We start from the raw sequence: 19248 nt of genomic DNA on the forward strand, positions 1-19248 counted from the left end.
CTCAACTGGCTTTCAGGCCGCCGCCTGCTCGCGCGGCTGGTAGATCGCAGTATGCTGGCAGTGCGCCAGCGGCGTCGTGCCGTTGGCGACGACCAGCGCGTCGAGCTCGACGAAGCGGTGGCCCTTCTTCTCGTAATTCGCGATGACTTTTGCCCGCGCGGTGATCTCGTCGCCGGCGCGCGCGGCCGACAGCAGCTGCATGCGGCTGCCGACATGGATCCACGGGCCCAAAATCGTGTTGTCGACGAGGACGCGATTCATCACGCGCTGGATCAAGCCGGGATGGCCGAGCCCCTCGCGCGCAAAAATCGGATCGGTTTCCCTGACGTCGGCGAGATAATCGGTCGCGTCCTGCCCGGCCCAGCGGCGCGGCATCGTGCCGAGCCACTTGCCGGTCTCGAAAGTCGCTGGGCTGACCGGCTTGCGTTCGGCTACGACCGGCACCGCCACATAGTCGTTCAGCGACACCACAGGCGCGGCCACCGGCAGGGAGGCCGTGCCCGTGGCACAGAGTTCGGTGCGGCTGAACACCTCGATCGTGAGCAGGCCGTTGTGCTCGGTCGCATCGACATCGGCGGTCTCGCCGTCATAGACCGGCTTGATGAAGCGGGCCTCGACCAGCCCGCGCGACAGGAAATCGCGGCCCCAGCGCGCCACCGGCACGTGCATCATGTAGGCGAAGACATCGACGCCGGGGACCAGCCCGCCGGAAAAGCCGAAGCGGCGCGCCACCGTGTCGTCATGCATCTTGTTTTCGGACTGTTTGGCGGTGTTGTAGGCCTCGACGCGGTAGGTTTCGAGCCGGTTCGGCATGGCGGGCCTTTCCCTGAATTCTTGTTGTTTCAGGGTTGATCGTAGGCCCCCGGGAACACCGGTCAATCCCCTCGCCTTTGCGGCCCGAATGGGGTACCACGCGGCGAATGACTGATACCCCCACCCGCATCTATGTCGACGCCGACGCCTGCCCGGTGAAGGACGAGATCTACCGCGTCGCGCTCCGGCACGGAGTGCCCGTGAGCGTGGTCGCCGGCAACTTCATCCGCGTTCCGCAAGACCCGATGATCGAGCGGATCGCGGCCGGCGCCGGCATGGATGCCGCCGACGACTGGATCGCGGAGCGGGCCAAGCCGGGCGACGTCGTCGTGACATCGGACATTCCGCTGGCGAGCCGTTGCGTGAAAGCGGGCGCCGACGTGATCGCACCGAACGGCAAGCCGTTCACGGAAGAGTCGATCGGAATGACGCTGGCGGTGCGCAATCTGATGACGGATCTGCGTTCGGCCGGCGAGGTCACCGGCGGCCCACGCTCGTTCGCGCCGCGCGACCGCTCCGCGTTCCTCTCCGCGCTCGACCAGACGCTGCGCCGGATCCAGCGCCGCCGTGCCGACCAGGCCGCGACGAGCCAGAATTTGAATCAAGGCTAGTCATGGCGCCGCCCCTGATCCAACTCAAAGACATCAAGCTCACCTTTGGCGGCACGCCGCTGCTGAGCGGCGTCGAGCTCAACGTCGCGCCGAGCGAGCGCGTCTGCTTGATCGGCCGCAACGGCTCCGGCAAGTCGACGCTGCTGAAGATCGCAGCCGGCCTCGTCGAGCCCGACGGCGGCACGCGCTTCGTGCAGCCGGGCGCCACCGTTCGCTATCTGCCGCAGGAGCCTGACTTCGGCGACCACAAGACCACGCTCGCCTATGTCGAGGCGGGCCTCGCGCCCGGCGACGACCCGTACCAGGCACGCTACCTCGTGGAGCAGCTCGGGCTTACCGGCAACGAGAACCCGGCCAACGTCTCCGGCGGCGAGGCCCGCCGTGCCGCGCTGGCACGCGTGCTGGCGCCCTCGCCCGACATATTGCTGCTGGACGAGCCGACCAACCATCTGGACCTCTCCACCATCGAATGGCTGGAAAAGGAGCTCGACAGCCGCCGCGGCGCGCTGGTGATCATCAGCCATGACCGCCGTTTCCTCACCAATCTCTCGCGCTCGACCGCATGGCTCGACCGCGGCAAGATCAAGCAGATCGATCGTGGCTTCGCCTCGTTCGAGAGCTGGCGCGACGAGGTGCTCGCCGAGGAAGAGCGCGACCAACACAAGCTCGACCGCAAGATCGTCGACGAGGAGCACTGGCTGCGCCACGGCGTCTCCGGCCGCCGCAAGCGCAACGTCAAGCGGCTCGGCAATCTGCATGCACTGCGCGACCAGCGCCGCAACTATCGCGGCACGGCCGGCACCGCCAGTCTCGCTGCGTCCGAAGCGGAGCAATCCGGCAAGCTGGTGATCGAGGCCAAGGGCATCACCAAGGCCTTCGGCGACCGCGTGATCGTCGACAATTTTTCCACCCGCATCCAGCGCGGCGACCGGCTCGGCATCGTCGGACCGAACGGCGCCGGCAAGACCACGCTGGTCAACCTGCTGACCGGCGGCGCGGAGCCTGATTCCGGCATCTTGCGGCTCGGCGCCAATCTTGAGACGGCCACGCTCGATCAGCACCGCGAAAGCCTCGATCCCAAGTCGACGCTGGCCGAGGCGCTAACCGGCGGCCGCGGCGACCAGATCATGGTCGGCGGCAAACCGAAGCATGTGGTCGGCTACATGAAGGACTTCCTGTTCGCCCAGGAGCAGCGCGGCACGCCTGTCGAGGTGCTCTCGGGCGGTGAGCGCGGCAGGCTGATGCTGGCGCGCGCGCTGGCAAAGCCCTCGAACCTGCTGGTGCTGGACGAACCGACCAACGATCTCGACCTCGAGACGCTCGACGTGCTCGAGGACATGCTCGGCGACTACGAGGGCACCGTGATCCTGATCAGCCACGACCGCGACTTCCTCGACCGCGTCGTCACGTCCGTGATCGCACCCGAAGGCAACGGCAAGTGGACCGAATATGCCGGCGGCTACAGCGACATGCTGGCGCAGCGCGGTGCCGATCTCAAGCGCGAGACGACGAAGGCGCAAGCCCCCGCGGAGAAGAAAGAGGAGCGGCTGGCTGCTCCGCCCGCCACGGCAAAACGTCGGTTGAGCTTCAACGAGAAGCACGCGCTGGAAACGCTGCCGAAGAAGATCGAGACCCTGCACGCCGACATTGCCAAGCTGCAGCGCTTCCTTGATGATCCCAATCTCTACACCAAAGACCGCAAGAAATTCGACGACACCTCCGCCTCCATCGCCAAGGCGCACGACGAATTGTCCGCCGCCGAAGAGCGCTGGCTCGAACTGGAAATGCTCCGCGAAGAGATTGAACAGGCTTAACTCATGACCACTCCCCTCGCCGCCAAAATCGCCCGTGAATATGGCACGCCCTGCGCCGTCATCGACATGGACCGGGTCGAGCGCAACATCGCACGGATCCAGAAGGCCTGCGACGATGCGGGTGTCGCCAACCGGCCGCACATCAAGACGCACAAGAACCCGACGATCGCCAAGCTGCAGGTTGCGGCCGGCGCGAAGGGCATCACCTGCCAGAAGCTCGGCGAGGCCGAGATCATGGCCAATGCCGGCATCGACGACATCCTGATCAGCTACAATCTGCTCGGCGAAGAGAAGATGGCGCGCCTCGGCGCGCTGCAGGCGAAGGCGAACATGACGGTCGCTGCCGATAACTCGACGGTCGTCGCCGGCCTGCCCAAGGCAGCCGCAGCCTCGGGTCGTCCGCTCTCGGTCGTGGTCGAATGCGATACGGGGCGCAAGCGCGCGGGCGTCGAGACCCCGGCTGAGGCGATTGCGCTGGCCCGCGAGATCGCCGGGTCCAAGGGGCTCGAATTCGCCGGCTTCATGCTGTACCCGACCGAGACCGGTTGGGCCGACGCGCAGAAATTCTACGACGAGGCGCTGGCCGGCGTGCGCGCGCACGGACTGGACGCCAAAATCGTCTCGACTGGCGGCACGCCGAACCTGAAGAATCTCGGCAAGCTCAAGGGCGGCACCGAACATCGCTTCGGCACCTATATCTACAACGACCGCATGCAGGTCGCGGCCGGCTCCGCCACCTGGGACGATTGCGCGCTGCACATCTATTCGACCGTCGTCAGCCGCGCCGCACCCGAGCGCGGCATTCTGGACGCCGGCTCGAAGACGCTGACGACGGACACCGGCGGCCTCGACGGCCACGGCCTGATCCTGGAGCACCCCGAGGCCAAAATTGCGCGCTTCGCGGAAGAACACGGCTTCCTCGACCTCTCCCGCAGCAACACGCGCCCCAATGTCGGCGACGTCGTCCGCATCGTGCCCAATCACGTCTGCGTCGTCGTCAACATGATGGACGAGGTCGTGATGGTGCGCGGCGATGAGATCATCGGCACGCTGCCGGTGGCCGCGCGCGGGAAGCTGCGCTAGGCGCGAATTAGAGTTTGCAGCTCCCGATCCAGTCCGTCGCGGAACAGGTTAATCGGGCGAGTCAGTCGCCCGGCCGGCGGGCGATGCACCAGCCATGCGCGGACGGCGGGATTGAACTCCCGCGCAGCGACCGGCTTGAGCTTGTCGCGAAATGCGCTGCGCTTCAGCCCGATCGGCGTGACCAGGCCGACGCCCAGACCGCGTGACACCAGCGACAGCCGAAGCTCGCTGTCCAGCGCCTCCACAGCGACGGTGAACGGTAAATGCTCTGCATCGAAGCGACGCTTGAGTGTGTCGCGAAATCCGCAACCGTCCTGATTGATCACCCACGAGAGCTGCGACAGGCGCTCCAGGTCGACGGTGCGCGGAATCTTCATGTCGCGCGCGACGACGAACACCACCGGCTGCGACCCGAGATCGTCGGCGACGAGATCGGCAGGCGGCGTTGCCCCGTCAGGCAGGCAGATCGCGGCGGCATCCAGCTCGTTGCGGCTGACCCGCTCGACTTGGTTGGGCGACCAGCCCGAGACGACGCGCACGCTCAGTGCCGGAAATTCGGCACGCACCGCGTCGAGCGGCGCGCTGAGTCCGGCTTCGGAGAGAAACGGCGTGAGGCCGAGCCTGAACTCGCCGCGTACAACGCCGTCATTGGCGACGCCTGACTTGAGGTCGTCCAGCATCCGAAGAAGGCGCCGGCCCTGCTCATAGGCCTCACGACCTGCGGCCGTGGGCTTCAACGGTTTCGACAGGCGGTCCAACAACTGCGCGCCCAGCATCTCCTCGAGATTCTGGATGCGCCGGGTTACGCCAGGCTGCGTGAGATTGAGGCGCGTCGAGGCGGCAACGATTGATCCGGTCTCGACCACAGCGACGAAGGCGACAAGGTCATGGGTATTCATAACGAACTCGCATATTCTTTATAGGCTTAATTGAATTGTAGCATATTAGTCACCCCGCTTAAAGGGGACCCCGTACCCTGCCCGCGAGGTCCCATGACCATCTCCGAAACCACCAAGCACGCATCCCCGAAGCAACTTGCCGAGCGATCCCTGATCTGGCTCGGCGCCATCACCACCGGCGTCGTCGTCACCAATTTGTTCGCGCCGCAGATCCTGGTTGGACTGATCGGCCGGTCGCTGGCCATGACCGCCTGGCAGGCTGGCCTCGTCAGCACGCTAACGCTGCTCGGCTATGCGCTCGGCCTGTTGTTGCTGGTGCCGCTGGTCGATCTTATCGAGAACCGGCGCCTGATCCTGCGCACGCTCGGCTGCGCGATCTTCGCGGCGCTGGCAACGGCGCTGGCGCCGACGCCGTCGCTTTTATTGCTCGCCACGTTCGTTCTCGGCGCCTCCTGCGCCGCGATCCAGATGATGGTTCCGCTCGTGGCTTCGATGGTGGCGCCCGAGCGTCGCGGCCAGGCCATCGGTGAAGTCATGAGTGGATTGATGATCGGCATCCTGCTGTCGCGGCCAGCAGCGAGCCTGATCGCAGATCTCTGGAGCTGGCGTGCCTATTATCTCGCCTCAGCCATCCTGATGACGTTCCTCGCGGGTGCGCTCGGCCGTTATCTGCCGACGCTGCGACCGGCAGCCCGCGTCGGCTACGGCGAATTGCTCCGCTCGTTCCCAAAGCTGCTGCGGGAAGAACCTGTGCTGCGCGTGCGGGCCTGGACCGCATCGCTGGTCATGGCCTCCTTCACCGCCTTCTGGTCGGCGGTCGCGCTCCGCCTGCCGGAGGCGCCATTCGGCCTCGACTCCAAGGGCATCGCGGCCTTCGCGCTGATCGGCGTCGCAGGCGCCGCGGCGACACCGCTCGCTGGCCGCTGGGGCGATAAGGGCTGGGCGCGCCCGCTGTTTCTTGTGGCGCATCTGCTCATCATCGGCTCGCTCGCGCTCTGCGCCGTGGCCGGTGCGATGGAGTCCCGCATGGCGGCACTGCTGGTATTGAGCCTCGGCACGATCCTGCTCGACGTCGGCATCACCGCCGACCAGACGCTCGGCCGCCGCGCCGTCAATCTGCTGCACCCCGAGGCGCGCGGCCGCATCAACGGCCTGTTCGTTGCGCTGTTCTTCATCGGCGGCGGCGTCGGCTCCGCAGCGGCCTCGCTGGCCTGGAGTTTTGGCGGCTGGACCGCTGTCTGCGTGGTCGCGGCGAGCTTTGGTGTGCTAGGTCTTCTCACCGATCTTCTGACCAGGACCGGCACGTCGTGATCAGGACGACGCGAGCCATCGCAACACGCCCCTTCCGGCCGCCGCCCCCGTCGCAAACGACGCCTGCAACAGATAGCCGCCGGTCGGCGCCTCCCAGTCCAGCATCTCGCCGGCGGCGAACACGCCGGGCAGCTTTCGCAGCATGAAGTGGTCATCGAGTTCGTCGAAGGTCACCCCGCCCGCCGTCGAGATCGCGCGCTCGATCGGGGCAACGCCGGTGAGCTGAACGGGAATGGCGTTGATCAGCTTCGCAAGCTCCGCCGGCGAGAACAACGCCAGCGGCCGGCCGGATGCGATGGCGGCCTCCTGCATCAGGCCGATGCCGACCGGCGACAGCTGCGCCGCCTTGCGCAGGAAATTTGCGAGCGATTGCTTGCCGCGCGTGCCTGATAGCCGCGTGGTCAGCGCGGCGACGTCGAGCTCGGGCCGCAATGCGATCGTCAGCGTCGCCTGCCCAAGACCCAGCACCGCCTCGCGCAGCTCGGCCGACAACGCGTAGATGGCGCCACCTTCGATGCCGCTGCGCGTGATCATGGCTTCGCCGCGCACCGTATGCGCCCCGATCGTCAGCGCCACACCCTTGAGCGGCTGGCCCTCAAAGCGGTCGCGGAACACGTCGGACCATGCGACGGTGAAGCCGGAATTAGCCGGCCGCAGCCTTGAGACCGCCACGCCTTTGGACGCAAGGATATCGGCCCAGCCGCCGTCGGAGCCCAGCCGCGGCCAGCTTGCGCCGCCGAGCGCGAGGACTGTGGCCTTGGCTTCAATCGGCCGTTGCCCATCGGTGGTGCGAAATAGCAACCGCCCCTCACCGTCCCAGCCGGTCCAGCGATGACGAAACGCGAACCGCACGCCGGCGGCATCGAGGCGCCGCAGCCAGGCGCGCAGCAAGGGCGAGGCCTTGAACGCCTTTGGAAACACGCGCCCGCTGCTGCCGACGAAGGTCGGCTCCCCCAGCGCATCGCTCCAGACGCGCAACGCATCCGGCGAAAACGCTGCGATCGCCGCTCGCAGCATCGGCGCCGCCTCGCGATAGCGCGCCATGAACTGCGGCAGCGGCTCGCTGTGGGTGAGATTGAGCCCGCCCCGACCGGCCATCAGGAATTTGCGGCCCGCGGACGGCATGGCGTCGTAGACACTGACGCGGGCGCCGCCCTGCGCCAGCACCTCCGCCGCCATCAGCCCGGCGGGACCGGCGCCGATGACGACGATGTCAGTCAGAGCTTGATCCCCGCCCGTGCCGCGGCCTGCGCCACGTATTTCTGCGTCTGCTCGAACGCGCCCTGCAGCGCCTTCGCTTTCGACATGTCGCTGATCTCGGCGAAATGCGCGGCGACCGCATCCGGCGTCCATTCGGATTCCGGCAGGTTGATGCCTTCGCTCTCCACAATCTTGATCACGGCGAAGGAGCCGGCACCGGCGCCCATGATGGTGCGGGTCGGTGCGTCCTCGCTCAACATGTACTCGACAGCGGGCGTGATCGCGTTCGGCTTCATCAGTTGCAGCGCCTGCGGCGGCAGCAGCTCTTCCGTCATGCGGGTCGCCGCGGTCGGCGAGATGATGTTGACGCGGATGTCGGTCTTGCGGCCCTCTTCCGCCAGCACGTTCATCAGGCCGACCATGCCAGACTTGGCCGCGCCGTAATTGGCCTGGCCGAAATTGCCGTAGAGGCCGGAGGACGAGGTCGTCAGCACGATGCGGCCGTAATTGCGGTCGCGCATGCCGGCCCAGGCCGCCTTGCAGCAATAGAAGGTGCCGACGAGATGCACGTCGAGCACCTTCTGGAAATCGGCGGCCTCCATCTTGCCGAACGACTTGTCGCGCAGGATGCCTGCGTTGGCGCACATCAGGTCGACGCTGCCCCACTCCTTGGTGGCGCGCTCCACCATGGCGGTGACCTGCTCGAAATTGGAGACGTCGGCGCCGTCGGCCATCGCGGTGCCGCCGGCTTTACGGATCTCCTCAACGACGGCTTCGGCCGGCGACAGCGAGCCGCCGCTGCCGTCACGCGCGCCGCCGAAATCGTTGACGACGACTTTTGCGCCGCGGCTGGCCAGCCCCAGCGCATGCGCGCGTCCGAGGCCATTACCCGCGCCGGTGACGATGGCGACACGTCCGTCGAACCTGATTGCCATGTGCTTCCTTTCTTCCTTCTCCCCTTGTGGGAGAAGGTGGCATAGGCGGCCTACGGCCGCCGTCCTAGAAATACGCCGGCGCGTAGCGTCGGCTACGGCGCCGGATGAGGGGTATCTCTCGGCAGCCGAGCTCGTGGAGAGATACCCCTCACCCGGTTCGCGTTCCGCGAAGCCACCCTCTCCCACAGGGGGAGAGGGTAAGAGCGCTCCGCACGAGATTTGGTCAGCTTTTGAGCAGCGATGGGTTGCCGGGTCAAGCCCGGCAACGACGCATCGAGTCAGGCGAAATAGATCAACCCGAGCCAGTCGGCGACCAGCGCCGGCTTGTCCTCGCCCTCGATCTCCACCGTGACGTTGGTGCGGGACTGCAACTCGTTGGGCTTGCGCAGCTTGGCTTCGGCCAACACGAAACGGCCGCGGACGCGCTTGCCCGAGCGCACCGGCGAGATGAAGCGCAGCTTGTCGAAACCGTAATTGACGCCCATCGTGGTGCCGGCGATGACCGGCATCACCTCGTACGACATGATCGACAGCAGCGACATCGTCAGGAAGCCGTGGGCGATGGTGGTGCCGAAGGCGGTCTCTTTCTTCGCGCGCTCCGGATCGACATGGATGAACTGGTGATCCTCGATCACGTCGGCATAGGTGTCGATGCGGGGCTGGTCGACCAGGTGCCACGACGACACGCCGATCTCCTTGCCGACCATGGCCTGATAGGCTTCGAGGGAAATCGGCGGCTTCTTCCAGACTTCGTTCACTTAGGTCTCACTCCGTGTTTTCGGCAGCTCCGGAAAATCCTCTTCCCGGAATTCGCGACCGCGCAGGGGATCGTTGCGGTCGTCGTCGCGCTCCAGCCGTCTGAGCTGCACGCGGCGGATCTTGCCCGAGATCGTCTTCGGCAGCTCGGTGACGATTTCAAGGCGGCGGATGCGCTTGAACGGCGCAAGGCGCGTGTGCAGATGCCTGAAGATCGAGAGCGCGGTCTCGGGCGAGCGCTCCGCACCTGATGTCAGCAGCACAAAGGCCTTGGGGATCGCGAGCCGGATCGGGTCCGGGCTCGGCACCACCGCAGCTTCTGCGACGAGCTCATGCTCGAGCAGCACGCTCTCGAGCTCGAACGGGCTGATGCGATAATCGGAGGATTTGAACACGTCGTCGGAACGGCCAACGAAGGTGAGATAGCCATCCTCGTCCGCGAACACGACGTCACCGCTGCGGTAGAGCGCGCCTTCCGCGCCCGAAAGCTTGCCGTCGTCGCCCTGATAGCCCTGCATCAGGCCGGCCGGACGGTCAGCACCCAGCACCAGAGCCACCTCGCCCTCCGTCGCAGGATGGCCGTCGGCGTCGCTGACCTGCACGCGATAGCCCGGTAGCGGCCGGCCCATCGAGCCGACCTTGATCTTTTGGCCCGGCGAGTTGCCGGCCAGTGCGGTGGTCTCGGTCTGGCCGTAGCCGTCGCGGATGGTGAGACCCCAGGCGGCCTGCACCTGGTCGATCACTTCAGGATTGAGCGGCTCGCCGGCGCCGCAGACCTCGCGCAAGCTCACCTTGAACGCCGCAAGGTTCTCCTGGATGAACAGCCGCCACACCGTCGGCGGCGCGCACAGCGTGGTGACGCCGCAGCGGCCGATGGTGGCGAGCAGACCCTTGGCATCGAAGCGCGGCTGGTTGACCACGAACACGGTCGCGCCGGCATTCCAGGGCGCGAAAAAACAGCTCCAGGCGTGCTTGGCCCAGCCGGGCGATGAGATGTTGAGGTGGACGTCCCCGGGCTTCAGCCCGATCCAGTACATGGTCGAGAGATGGCCGACGGGATAGCTGCGCTGGCTGTGCAGCACCAGCTTTGGTTTCGCCGTGGTGCCCGAGGTGAAATAGAGCAGCATCGGGTCGTCGGCGTTGGTCGAACCGTCAGCCGTAAAGCTCTCCGAAGCCTTCGTTGCCTCGTCATAGGCAAGCCAGCCATCGGAGGCCGCACCGACGACGATGCGGACGATATTCTCAGCACCGAGGCTTGCGAATTTCGCGACCTGGTCTTGCGCCGCGACCACCGCCTTCGCCTTGCCGCGATCGAGCCGGTCGCGCAGCTCGTCCGCGGTGAGCAGCGTGGTGGCGGGAATCACGACGACGCCGAGCTTCATCGCCGCCAGCATCGTCTCCCACAACGGCACCACATTGCCGAGCAGCAGCAGCAGGTGGTCGCCGCGCTTCAGGCCCTGCGCGCGGAGGAAGTTTGCGACCTGGTTGGAGCGCTGCGAGAGCGCCGCGAAAGACAGCTTGGTTTGCTTGTCCTGTGCGGCATCGACGATCCAGAGCGCGGGCCGGTCCTTGGCGTCCGCATCCTTCGCGAGCTCGTCGAACCAGTCGAGCGCCCAATTGAAGGGAACTGGATCGGGCCAGCGGAAGTCTTTGACCGCTGTCTCGTAATCCGTGCGGTGTTTAAGCAGAAACGCGCGCGCGTCCTGAAATGTCGTCATTAGGCTTTCCCGGCTAGCCCCCTAACGTGCTTGATAATTCCGGAAAAATCCACCCCGCCCTGCCCGGCGGCATCGAAGGACTGATAGATCTCCTGCGCATGCTTGCCGAGCGGCGTGGCCGCGCCCGCGGCCTTGGCGGCGTCCTGCGCCAGCGTCAGATCCTTCACCATCAGCGCCGAGGCAAAGCCCGGCTTGTAATCGTTGTTGGCGGGCGAGGTCGGCACCGGGCCCGGCACCGGGCAATAGGTCGTCAGCGACCAGCATTGGCCCGACGAGGTCGAGGCGACGTCGAACAGCGCCTGATGCGAGAGCCCGAGCTTCTCACCGAGCGCAAAGGCCTCGCTGACCGCGATCATGGAAATGCCGAGGATCATGTTGTTGCAGATCTTTGCCGCCTGCCCGGCGCCGGCGCCGCCGCAATGCACGATCTTCTTGCCCATCTTCTCCAGCACGGGCTTTGCCGCCGCGAACGCGCTCTCCTCGCCGCCGCACATGAAGGTGAGCGTCGCGCCCTTGGCACCCCCCGTGCCGCCGGACACCGGCGCGTCGACCGAGAGCACGCCGTGCTTGGCCGCCAGCGCATGCGCCTGACGCGCGCTCTCGACGTCGATGGTGGAACTGTCGATGATCAGCGCGCCCTTGGCCATGGCCGGAACAACCTCGCTCCAGACGCCAAGCACGTGCTTGCCAGCCGGCAGCATGGTGACGACGACATCGGCTCCCTTCACTGCACCCGCGGCGCTGTCGGCAATGCCGGCGCCATCGGCCTTGGCCTGCGCGCGCGAGGCCTCGACGAGATCGAACGCGACGACCTTGTGGCCGGCCTTGACCAGATTGGCCGCCATCGGGCCGCCCATGTTGCCGAGACCGATGAATGCGATCGTGGCCATATCGATATCCTCCGCTAGACGTTTCGTTGTTTAGTTGAACTTCAGCTCGTCGGCGCCGATCTCGGCGAAATACGGCGCGATCATCGCCGGCGTCACGTCCTCGATGCGCGGCGGCGACCAGGTCGGATTGCGGTCCTTGTCGATCACGGCCGCGCGCACGCCTTCGCGGAAATCGTCGCTGCGGAAGACCTCCAGCGCGGCGCGATACTCGCGCACCAGGCACTCTTCCAGGCTCGATGCGGCGCGCGCGAGCCGCAGCAGCTTCAGCGTCACCACCATGCCGCGCGGCGATTTCTCGTTGAGCGTCTTCAGCGTCGCCTGCGCGAATTCGGAGCCGTCGCGCTTGAGCGCAGCGACGATGTCCTCCATGCGGTCGAAGCCGAACAGCGCGTCGATAACAGGCTCTTTCGCGGCGACCGGCCCCGCTGTCTCACCAGTCGCAAAACCGTTGATGAGCTTGCTCACGTCGGCCGCAGTCGCCCCCTGACCAACCTTCGTCAGCGCGTTGCGCAGCTCCGGCCATTTGGCGGCCGGCACCACGGCATCGGCGAACCTCGCGTGGATCGCATCGGGCCCGTTCATGGTCTGGCCGGTCAGGCCGAAATACGTGCCGATCTCGCCCGGCGAGCGCGACAACAGAAAGGTGCCGCCGACATCGGGGAAGAAGCCGAGCCCGACCTCGGGCATCGCGAGCCTGGTGCGGTCGGTGACGACGCGGTGGCTGGCATGGGCGGAGAGCCCGACGCCGCCGCCCATCACGATGCCGTCCATGAACGCGACATACGGTTTCGGAAACTTCTTGATCCGGGCGTTGAGGATGTACTCCTCGCGCCACAGGATCTTGCCGAGGTCGCCGTTGACCTTCGAGCTTTCCCAGAGCGTGCGGATATCGCCGCCGGCGCACAGGCCGCGCTCGCCGGCCCCCTCCAGCAGGATCACGGCGACGGCCGGATCAGCCTCGAAGCGGTCAAGCGCGGTCTCGATGTCCCGAAACATCTCCAGCGTCACGGCATTGATGGCCTTGGGGCGGTTGAGCCGGATCACGCCGGCCGCACCCTCGACGCGGGCGACCAGATCGCCCTCCTCCACTGAACTCATCGCGCGCCCTCGATCAGTTTGCGCGCCACGATGAGCCGCATGATTTCATTGGTGCCTTCGAGGATCTGGTGCACGCGCAGATCGCGCACGATCTTCTCGATACCGTATTCGCTGAGATAGCCGTAGCCGCCGTGGAGCTGGAGCGCCTGGTTGGCGACCTCGAAGCCGACATCGGTGCCGAAGCGCTTTGCCATCGCGCACAGCATGGTGGCATCGGGGTCCTTGCGGTCGAGCGCCGCCGCTGCACGCCACAGGAAGGTGCGCGCGGCCTCGAGCTCGATCGCCATGTCGGCGAGCCGGAATTGCAATGCCTGGAATTCGTCGAGACGTTTTCCAAAAGCCTTGCGCTCCTTCATGTAGGCGCGCGCCTTGTCGAGCGCGGTCTGCGCGCCGCCGAGCGAGCATGCGGTGATGTTGAGGCGGCCGCCGTCGAGGCCGGCCATCGCGATCTTGAAGCCGATGCCCTCCTCGCCGAGGCGGTTGGCGACCGGCACGCGCGCGTTCTCGAACATCACGGCGCGGGTCGGCTGCGCATTCCAGCCCATTTTGCGCTCATTGGCGCCGTAGGAGACGCCGGGCGTGTTGCCGTCGATCACGAGGGTCGAGATGCCGCCGGGGCCGTCACCGCCAGTCCGCACCATGGCGACAAGGAGATCCGTGCCGCCGGCGCCGGAGATGAACTGCTTCTGGCCGTTGAGGACGTAATGGTCGCCGTCGCGCACGGCACGGGTGCGCAGCGCTGCCGCATCGGAGCCGGCGCCCGGCTCGGTCAGGCAGTAGCTCGCGATCAGCTCCATCGAGCAGAGTTTTGGCAACCATTTGTGGCGCTGGGTGTCGCTGCCGAAGGCATCGATCATCCAGGACGCCATGTTGTGGATGGAGATGAAGGCCGAGGTGGTCGGACAGCCCGTCGCTAGCGCCTCGAAGATCAGCGCCGCGTCGAACCGCGTCATGGCGGAACCACCGACATCCTCGCGGATGTAGATGGCGCCCATGCCGAGGGTCGCCGCCTCGCGCATCACGTCGACGGGGAAATGCTTTTCCTCGTCCCAGCGCAACGCGTGCGGCGCGATCTTCTCGGCCGCAAACGCCAACGCCATGTCGCGAACCGCGACCTGATCCTCGTTCAGAGCGAACTGCATCCCCGGCCTCGCTCTTGAGAGGGTTACTTCATCAGCGGGATCGAGAACTCCGCACCTTCCTTGACGCCAGACGGCCAGCGCGAGGTCACCGTCTTGGTCTTGGTGTAGAAGCGGACCGAGTCCGGGCCGTGCTGGTTGAGATCGCCGAAGCCCGACTTCTTCCAGCCGCCGAAGGTGTAGTAGGCGATCGGCACCGGGATCGGCACGTTGACGCCGACCATGCCGACATTGACCTTGGCCGCGAAGTCGCGCGCGGCATCGCCGTCGCGGGTGAAGATGGCGACACCGTTGCCGTAGTCATGGTCCGACGGCAGCGCCAGCGCTTCCTTGTAGTCGTGCGCGCGCACGACCGAGAGCACGGGCCCAAAGATTTCTTCCTTGTAGATCCGCATGTCCTTGGTGACGTTGTCGAACAGCGAACCGCCGAGATAGAACCCCTTCTCGTAGCCCTGCATCTTGAAGCCGCGGCCGTCGACGGCGAGCGTCGCGCCTTCCTTGATGCCGATGTCGATGTAGCTCTTGACCTTCTCGACCGCCTCGCGCGTGACCAGCGGACCGTAGTCGGCGGACGGATCGATCGAGGTGCCGATCTTGAGCGACTCGACGCGCGGGATCAGCTTTTCCATCAGCCGGTCGGCGGTGGACTTGCCGACGGGAACGGCGACGGAGACGGCCATGCAACGCTCGCCGGCGGAGCCGTAGCCGGCGCCGATCAGCGCGTCGACTGCCTGGTCCATGTCCGCGTCGGGCATGATGATGGCGTGGTTCTTGGCGCCACCAAAACACTGGCAGCGCTTGCCGGTCTGGGCTGCGCGCTCGTAGATGTATTGCGCGATCGGCGTGGAGCCGACGAAGCCGATGGCCTTGATGTCGGGATCATCCAGGATGGCGTCGACCGCTTCCTTGTCGCCGTTGACGACGTTGAGGATGCCGGCCGGCAGGCCCGCCTCGATCATCAGCTCGGCGAGCATCATCGGCACGCCGGGGTCGCGCTCGGACGGCTTCAGGATGAAGGCATTGCCGCAGGCGATGGCGGGGGCGAACTTCCACATCGGGATCATCGCCGGGAAGTTGAACGGCGTGATACCGGCGACCACGCCGAGCGGCTGGCGCATGGAATAGATGTCGATGCCGGGGCCGGCGCCTTCGGTGTATTCGCCCTTCATCAGATGCGGGATGCCGCAGGCGAACTCGGCGACTTCGAGGCCACGCTGAATGTCGCCCTTGGCGTCCGGCACGGTCTTGCCATGCTCACGCGCGAGTAGCTCGGCGAGCTTATCGTAGTCGCGCTGCACCAGTTCCACGAACTTCATCATGACGCGGGCCCGGCGCTGCGGGTTGGTCGCGGCCCATTCCGGCTGCGCGGCGCGGGCGTTCTCGACGGCAGCGCGGACCTCGGCCTTTGACGCCAGCGCCACCTTGGCCTGGACGTCACCGGTCATCGGCTCGAATACGTCCGCCGTCCGGCCTGAGGTGCCCTTGACCTCCTTGCCACCGATGAAATGTCCGATTGAACGCATGGAATGATCTCCTGAGGTCGAGCGTGAACGCTTTGACAAATCCTATCGACCTGCATTTTATAGGATTCAAGTCTGAGATAATGCACCATAGATGTGCGAAAATGCTGGATCAAGGTAGCATCGACTGGGACGACTTCCGCTTCGTGCTGGCCATCGTGCGGGGCGGCTCGGTTTCGGCTGCGGCTAAACAGCTCGGAGTGGACCACGCCACCGTGATCCGCCGCGTCGACCGGCTGGAGAGACACCTCTCGGCAAAGCTGTTTGACCGGCGCAAGACCGGCTATCTCCTCACCGAGGCTGGCCAGCGCGTCGCCGACAGCGCGGAAGCCATGGAATCGACCATCGTCGCCAACCAGGAGCAGGTCGGCGGCTCGGTGGCACGGCTGACCGGAACGGTGCGGATCGGCGCGCCCGACGGGTTCGGCACCGCCTTCCTGGCGCCGCGGCTGGCGCCGTTCGCCGACCGCTATCCCGACCTCGATCTGCAACTTGTGGCCACCGCGCGGCTGTTCAGTCTCTCCAAGCGCGAAGCGGATATCGCGATCAGCCTGACCATGCCGAAGGAAGGCCGCATCGTCGGCCGCAAGCTCCTGGACTACCGCCTCGGGCTTTATGCGGCGCCGGCCTATCTCGACCGTTTCCCGAAAATCACCTCGCGGCAGGACCTGCCGCAGCATCGCTTCGTCGGCTATATCGAGGAGCTCCTGTTCACGCCCGAGCTCGATTACCTCCCGCAGGTATCGCCGCGGATTTCGGCGCGCTTCCGCAGCGCCAATCTGATCGCGCAGCTCAATTCGACGCTCGCGGGCTTCGGCATCGCCGTGCTCCCGCATTTCATGGCGAGCGATTATCCGCAGCTTGTCGCGGTGCTGCCGGAGGAGATATCGATCACGCGGACGTTCTGGATGCTGATGCACGCGGACAGCAAGGATCTCGCGCGGATCCGCGCGGTGGCCGATTACATCGGCGAGATCGTGGAGCGCGAGCGGGCGTTGTTTGCGGGAAGGTAACGACGGTCTCGTAGGGTGGGCAAAGGCGCCCTAGCGCCGTGCCCACCATCTCTCCACACTCGCGGCTACATGGTGGGCACGCTTCGCTTTGCCCACCCTACGGCACTGCCAAACCCTCATGGTGAGGAGGCGCGAAGCGCCGTCTCGAACCATGCAGGCCGACATCTCGCCCGCAGCCATCCTTCGAGACGACCGCTTCGCGGTCTCCTCAGGATGAGGTTCTGAGAGCGTAGTTGGCCTAATTCTGCTTCGCCTTCTTCGCCGCCGTCACCTTCGGCTCGCGCTTCGCGCCATCGAGCGCGCTGTCCTTGCCGGCCTTCAGCACCTCGTCCGACAGTTCGCTCGAGCCTGCAATGCGCGCCAGCAGCATGGTGCCGGCCATCGTGGCCAGCGTCGCGATCGCCTGCTTGCGCGCGGCCTTGCGCGGCAGGTTGGGGATGAAATCGGTCATCATCTCGACCATCTCGTCGAGCTTTCCGGCAAAGGCCTTGCGCGTCTTCGGGCTCTCGCGGGCGATCTCGGCGCCGAGCGCGGGAATAGAGCAGCCGTGGCCAGGATTGTCCCGATGCAGCGCCGAAAGATAAGTCTCGACGATCTGGGTCAGTTGCTTTTCGGGCGCGACCTGATCGGACTGCTTGCGCCAGTGCTCCATCGAGCGGTCCATGGCGTAGGCAAAGGCCTCGATCACCAGCGCCTCGCGCGAGTCGAAATGCGCGTAGAAGCCGCCATGGGTCAGGCCCGCCTCCTTCATGAGGTCGGCGACGCCGATGCCGTGAGCGCCTTTTTCGCGCAGCCGCACGGAGGCCTTCTTCACGATTCGGTCGTGGGTTTCCTGCTTGTGTTCCCGGGAATAGCGCATGCGGGTCTCATTGAATGTCGGAGATCATCTCATAACACAGAAATGGACCAGGCGGTGCATTAATTCATGTTAAGTTGTCGCGCCGATCATGGAAAAGGTTGCAGTTGCATGGACTGCGAGCGCGCCCTTGCCGTCGCGCACGAAACCTTCCGTGTAACTGGTCTGACGCCCCAGCTTGATGATCTTGCCTTCAGCCGAGATCAGCCCGGAACGGACCGACAGCGGGCGCAGGAACGTCATTTTCAGGTCGAGCGTCACGGACGATTGCCCGGGCTCCAGCCGCGTCGAGATGGCGCAGCCCATGGCGGTATCAATCAGCGCCGCGGCGGTCGCGCCGTGCAGGAGGCCGATGGTATTTTCGAGATCCTCACGCGGCTCCAGTTCCATCACGATCCGGCCCGGCTCGACCACCGCCATGGTGAAACCGATCAATTTTGCGAAGGGCGGCGGCGGCAACCGGCCGTCGCGGATTCCCAGCATCGCGTCCATGCCTGAAAGCCCCATCGCTGCTTGTGCAACCGGCGCAGGCACCTGCCAGTCCACCACGCGCTCACGCCGCTGCGCGGGCGAAAACAGGTCGAGTTGATCGTTACAGGTCATGGCGGCCTCTTTGTATGATGTATGTCATACTATGTCACGAACTTCGCCATGGCAACTCCGCCCCCCACCCGCTTGACAAGCAGAGCGTTTCGGCACCGAAGTGATCCCGACCCGCGCCCCTCGCGCATGTCCACGAAACTCCGAGATGCTCCGATGGAAATGCTCAACAATCACTGCGGCGTGACGCGCGATGCGCGCGGCGTCGTTCATGTCGCGATCTGCAACGCCGGCTCGCTGAACATTCTGGGCTCGCCCGTCACCGATGCCGTGCGCGAAGGCCTGCAGACCCTCGCGACTGACCGCAGCATCCGCGTCGTGGTGCTGCGCGGCCAGAGCGAGAAGAGCATGATCGGCGGCGCCGACATCAAGGAGATGGCCAAGCTCGACCAGAAGTCAGCCGAAGCCTTCATCAGCCGCCTGCGTGATCTCTGCGAGGCCGTCCGCCAATTCCCGGCCCCCGTGATCGCGCGGATGCCGGGCTGGTGCCTCGGCGGTGGCCTCGAAGTCGCCGCCGCCTGCGATTTCAGAATCGCTGCACACGATGCGCATTTCGGCATGCCGGAGGTCCGCGTCGGCATCCCCTCGGTGATCCACGCCGCCCTGCTGCCGCGCCTCATCGGCTGGGCCCGCGCGCGCTGGCTGGTGATGACGGCGGAGAACATCGACGCGCCGACCGCGCTGGCCTGGGGACTGGTGGACAAGGTCGCGCCGGAGGGCGGATTGGATGCCGAGGTCGAACACGTCGTGAAGGCGCTGCTCGAATGCGGCCCGGAGGCGCTGCGGTCGCAAAAGGCGCTGCTGCGGCAATGGGAGGAATTACCGCTGACGGAGTCGGTAAATCTCAGCGTCAAGGTGTTCGGCGAGTCGTTCCTGACAGACGAGCCGACGCGGCTGATGCAGGCTTTCGTAAACAGGAAGAGGTAATCCAAAGACAGTGTCATGCCCCGCGAAGGCGGGGCACCCAGTACGCCGCGGCCCCTCGATTCATC

18 protein-coding genes are annotated in these 19248 nt (G+C 65.8%); 6 read left to right on the plus strand and 12 right to left on the minus strand.

What is annotated here, in order from left to right; translation table 11 throughout:
- Window positions 1-12 precede the first annotated feature (12 nt).
- Window positions 13-813: a hotdog family protein gene (locus ABIB99_RS17055; RefSeq protein WP_063983804.1), complete on the minus strand. Its 801-nt coding sequence runs from the start codon at window positions 811-813 to the stop codon at window positions 13-15.
- A gap of 107 nt (window positions 814-920) precedes the next feature.
- On the opposite strand from ABIB99_RS17055, the gene ABIB99_RS17060 reads away from it, so the two are divergent.
- From ABIB99_RS17060 to ABIB99_RS17070, 3 genes are read left to right on the plus strand one after another with little or no spacing between them, the layout of a single operon-like run.
- The gene (locus ABIB99_RS17060) at window positions 921-1424 is read left to right on the plus strand and encodes a YaiI/YqxD family protein (RefSeq protein ID WP_063983805.1); all 504 of its coding nucleotides are present in this window, start codon (window positions 921-923) and stop codon (window positions 1422-1424) included.
- 2 nt (window positions 1425-1426) lie between these two features.
- The gene (locus tag ABIB99_RS17065) at window positions 1427-3238 is read left to right on the plus strand and encodes an ABC-F family ATP-binding cassette domain-containing protein (protein WP_063983806.1); all 1812 of its coding nucleotides are present in this window, start codon (window positions 1427-1429) and stop codon (window positions 3236-3238) included.
- Window positions 3239-3241: 3 nt separating this feature from the next.
- Complete coding sequence (locus tag ABIB99_RS17070; RefSeq protein WP_354117515.1) at window positions 3242-4321, plus strand: D-TA family PLP-dependent enzyme; 1080 nt, start codon at window positions 3242-3244, stop codon at window positions 4319-4321.
- On the opposite strand, the gene ABIB99_RS17075 is transcribed toward ABIB99_RS17070, so the two are convergent.
- Window positions 4318-5220 (minus strand): LysR family transcriptional regulator, encoded by a 903-nt coding sequence (locus tag ABIB99_RS17075; RefSeq protein ID WP_071914874.1) that lies wholly within the window; start codon window positions 5218-5220, stop codon window positions 4318-4320. The two genes, ABIB99_RS17070 and ABIB99_RS17075, sit on opposite strands and share 4 nt — an antisense overlap.
- A 93-nt stretch (window positions 5221-5313) precedes the next feature.
- Here ABIB99_RS17075 and ABIB99_RS17080 point away from each other — a divergent pair, with 93 nt between their 5' ends.
- Window positions 5314-6531, plus strand: a complete 1218-nt coding sequence (locus tag ABIB99_RS17080) for an MFS transporter (protein WP_354176739.1) — start codon at window positions 5314-5316, stop codon at window positions 6529-6531.
- Here the strand turns inward: ABIB99_RS17080 and ABIB99_RS17085 are convergent, their stop codons facing one another.
- The 8 genes from ABIB99_RS17085 to ABIB99_RS17120 all read right to left on the minus strand — a co-directional run bounded on the left by ABIB99_RS17085 (window position 6532) and on the right by ABIB99_RS17120 (window position 15790).
- Window positions 6532-7752 carry a BaiN/RdsA family NAD(P)/FAD-dependent oxidoreductase gene (locus ABIB99_RS17085; protein WP_354177096.1) on the minus strand — a complete coding sequence of 407 codons (1221 nt, stop codon included), beginning with the start codon at window positions 7750-7752 and terminating at the stop codon, window positions 6532-6534.
- Window positions 7749-8666 (minus strand): SDR family NAD(P)-dependent oxidoreductase, encoded by a 918-nt coding sequence (locus ABIB99_RS17090; RefSeq protein ID WP_071914878.1) that lies wholly within the window; start codon window positions 8664-8666, stop codon window positions 7749-7751. The genes ABIB99_RS17085 and ABIB99_RS17090 overlap by 4 nt, the downstream gene beginning before the upstream one ends.
- A gap of 278 nt (window positions 8667-8944) precedes the next feature.
- Complete coding sequence (locus ABIB99_RS17095) at window positions 8945-9424, minus strand: MaoC family dehydratase (protein ID WP_014495943.1); 480 nt, start codon at window positions 9422-9424, stop codon at window positions 8945-8947.
- A complete protein-coding gene (locus tag ABIB99_RS17100) occupies window positions 9425-11140 on the minus strand; it encodes an AMP-binding protein (protein WP_354176741.1) in 1716 nt (571 codons plus the stop codon).
- Window positions 11140-12036 carry a 3-hydroxyisobutyrate dehydrogenase gene (gene mmsB / locus ABIB99_RS17105; protein ID WP_354117636.1) on the minus strand — a complete coding sequence of 299 codons (897 nt, stop codon included), beginning with the start codon at window positions 12034-12036 and terminating at the stop codon, window positions 11140-11142. The genes ABIB99_RS17100 and mmsB overlap by 1 nt, the downstream gene beginning before the upstream one ends.
- Window positions 12037-12060: 24 nt before the next feature.
- Window positions 12061-13128 (minus strand): enoyl-CoA hydratase/isomerase family protein, encoded by a 1068-nt coding sequence (locus ABIB99_RS17110; protein ID WP_354176743.1) that lies wholly within the window; start codon window positions 13126-13128, stop codon window positions 12061-12063.
- Complete coding sequence (locus ABIB99_RS17115; protein ID WP_354176745.1) at window positions 13125-14270, minus strand: isobutyryl-CoA dehydrogenase; 1146 nt, start codon at window positions 14268-14270, stop codon at window positions 13125-13127. Before ABIB99_RS17115 ends, ABIB99_RS17110 begins: the two co-directional genes overlap by 4 nt.
- 23 nt (window positions 14271-14293) lie before the next feature.
- On the minus strand, window positions 14294-15790 hold the full coding sequence (locus tag ABIB99_RS17120; protein WP_063983817.1) for a CoA-acylating methylmalonate-semialdehyde dehydrogenase: 1497 nt from the start codon (window positions 15788-15790) through the stop codon (window positions 14294-14296).
- 101 nt (window positions 15791-15891) lie between these two features.
- Here ABIB99_RS17120 and ABIB99_RS17125 point away from each other — a divergent pair, with 101 nt between their 5' ends.
- On the plus strand, window positions 15892-16800 hold the full coding sequence (locus ABIB99_RS17125; protein WP_028157678.1) for a LysR family transcriptional regulator: 909 nt from the start codon (window positions 15892-15894) through the stop codon (window positions 16798-16800).
- A gap of 238 nt (window positions 16801-17038) precedes the next feature.
- Here ABIB99_RS17125 and ABIB99_RS17130 read toward each other — a convergent pair whose 3' ends face one another.
- Both ABIB99_RS17130 and ABIB99_RS17135 read right to left on the minus strand, forming a co-directional pair.
- Window positions 17039-17659, minus strand: coding sequence for a TetR/AcrR family transcriptional regulator (locus ABIB99_RS17130; RefSeq protein WP_028153393.1), 621 nt, complete (start codon window positions 17657-17659; stop codon window positions 17039-17041).
- 69 nt (window positions 17660-17728) lie between these two features.
- The gene (locus tag ABIB99_RS17135) at window positions 17729-18259 is read right to left on the minus strand and encodes a PaaI family thioesterase (RefSeq protein ID WP_166352545.1); all 531 of its coding nucleotides are present in this window, start codon (window positions 18257-18259) and stop codon (window positions 17729-17731) included.
- 153 nt (window positions 18260-18412) lie between these two features.
- On the opposite strand from ABIB99_RS17135, the gene ABIB99_RS17140 reads away from it, so the two are divergent.
- Complete coding sequence (locus tag ABIB99_RS17140) at window positions 18413-19183, plus strand: enoyl-CoA hydratase (protein ID WP_038941954.1); 771 nt, start codon at window positions 18413-18415, stop codon at window positions 19181-19183.
- Window positions 19184-19248 lie beyond the last annotated feature (65 nt).

The sequence above is a fragment of the Bradyrhizobium sp. LA6.1 genome (assembly GCF_040547805.1).
In the GTDB taxonomy this organism is placed as follows: domain Bacteria; phylum Pseudomonadota; class Alphaproteobacteria; order Rhizobiales; family Xanthobacteraceae; genus Bradyrhizobium; species Bradyrhizobium barranii.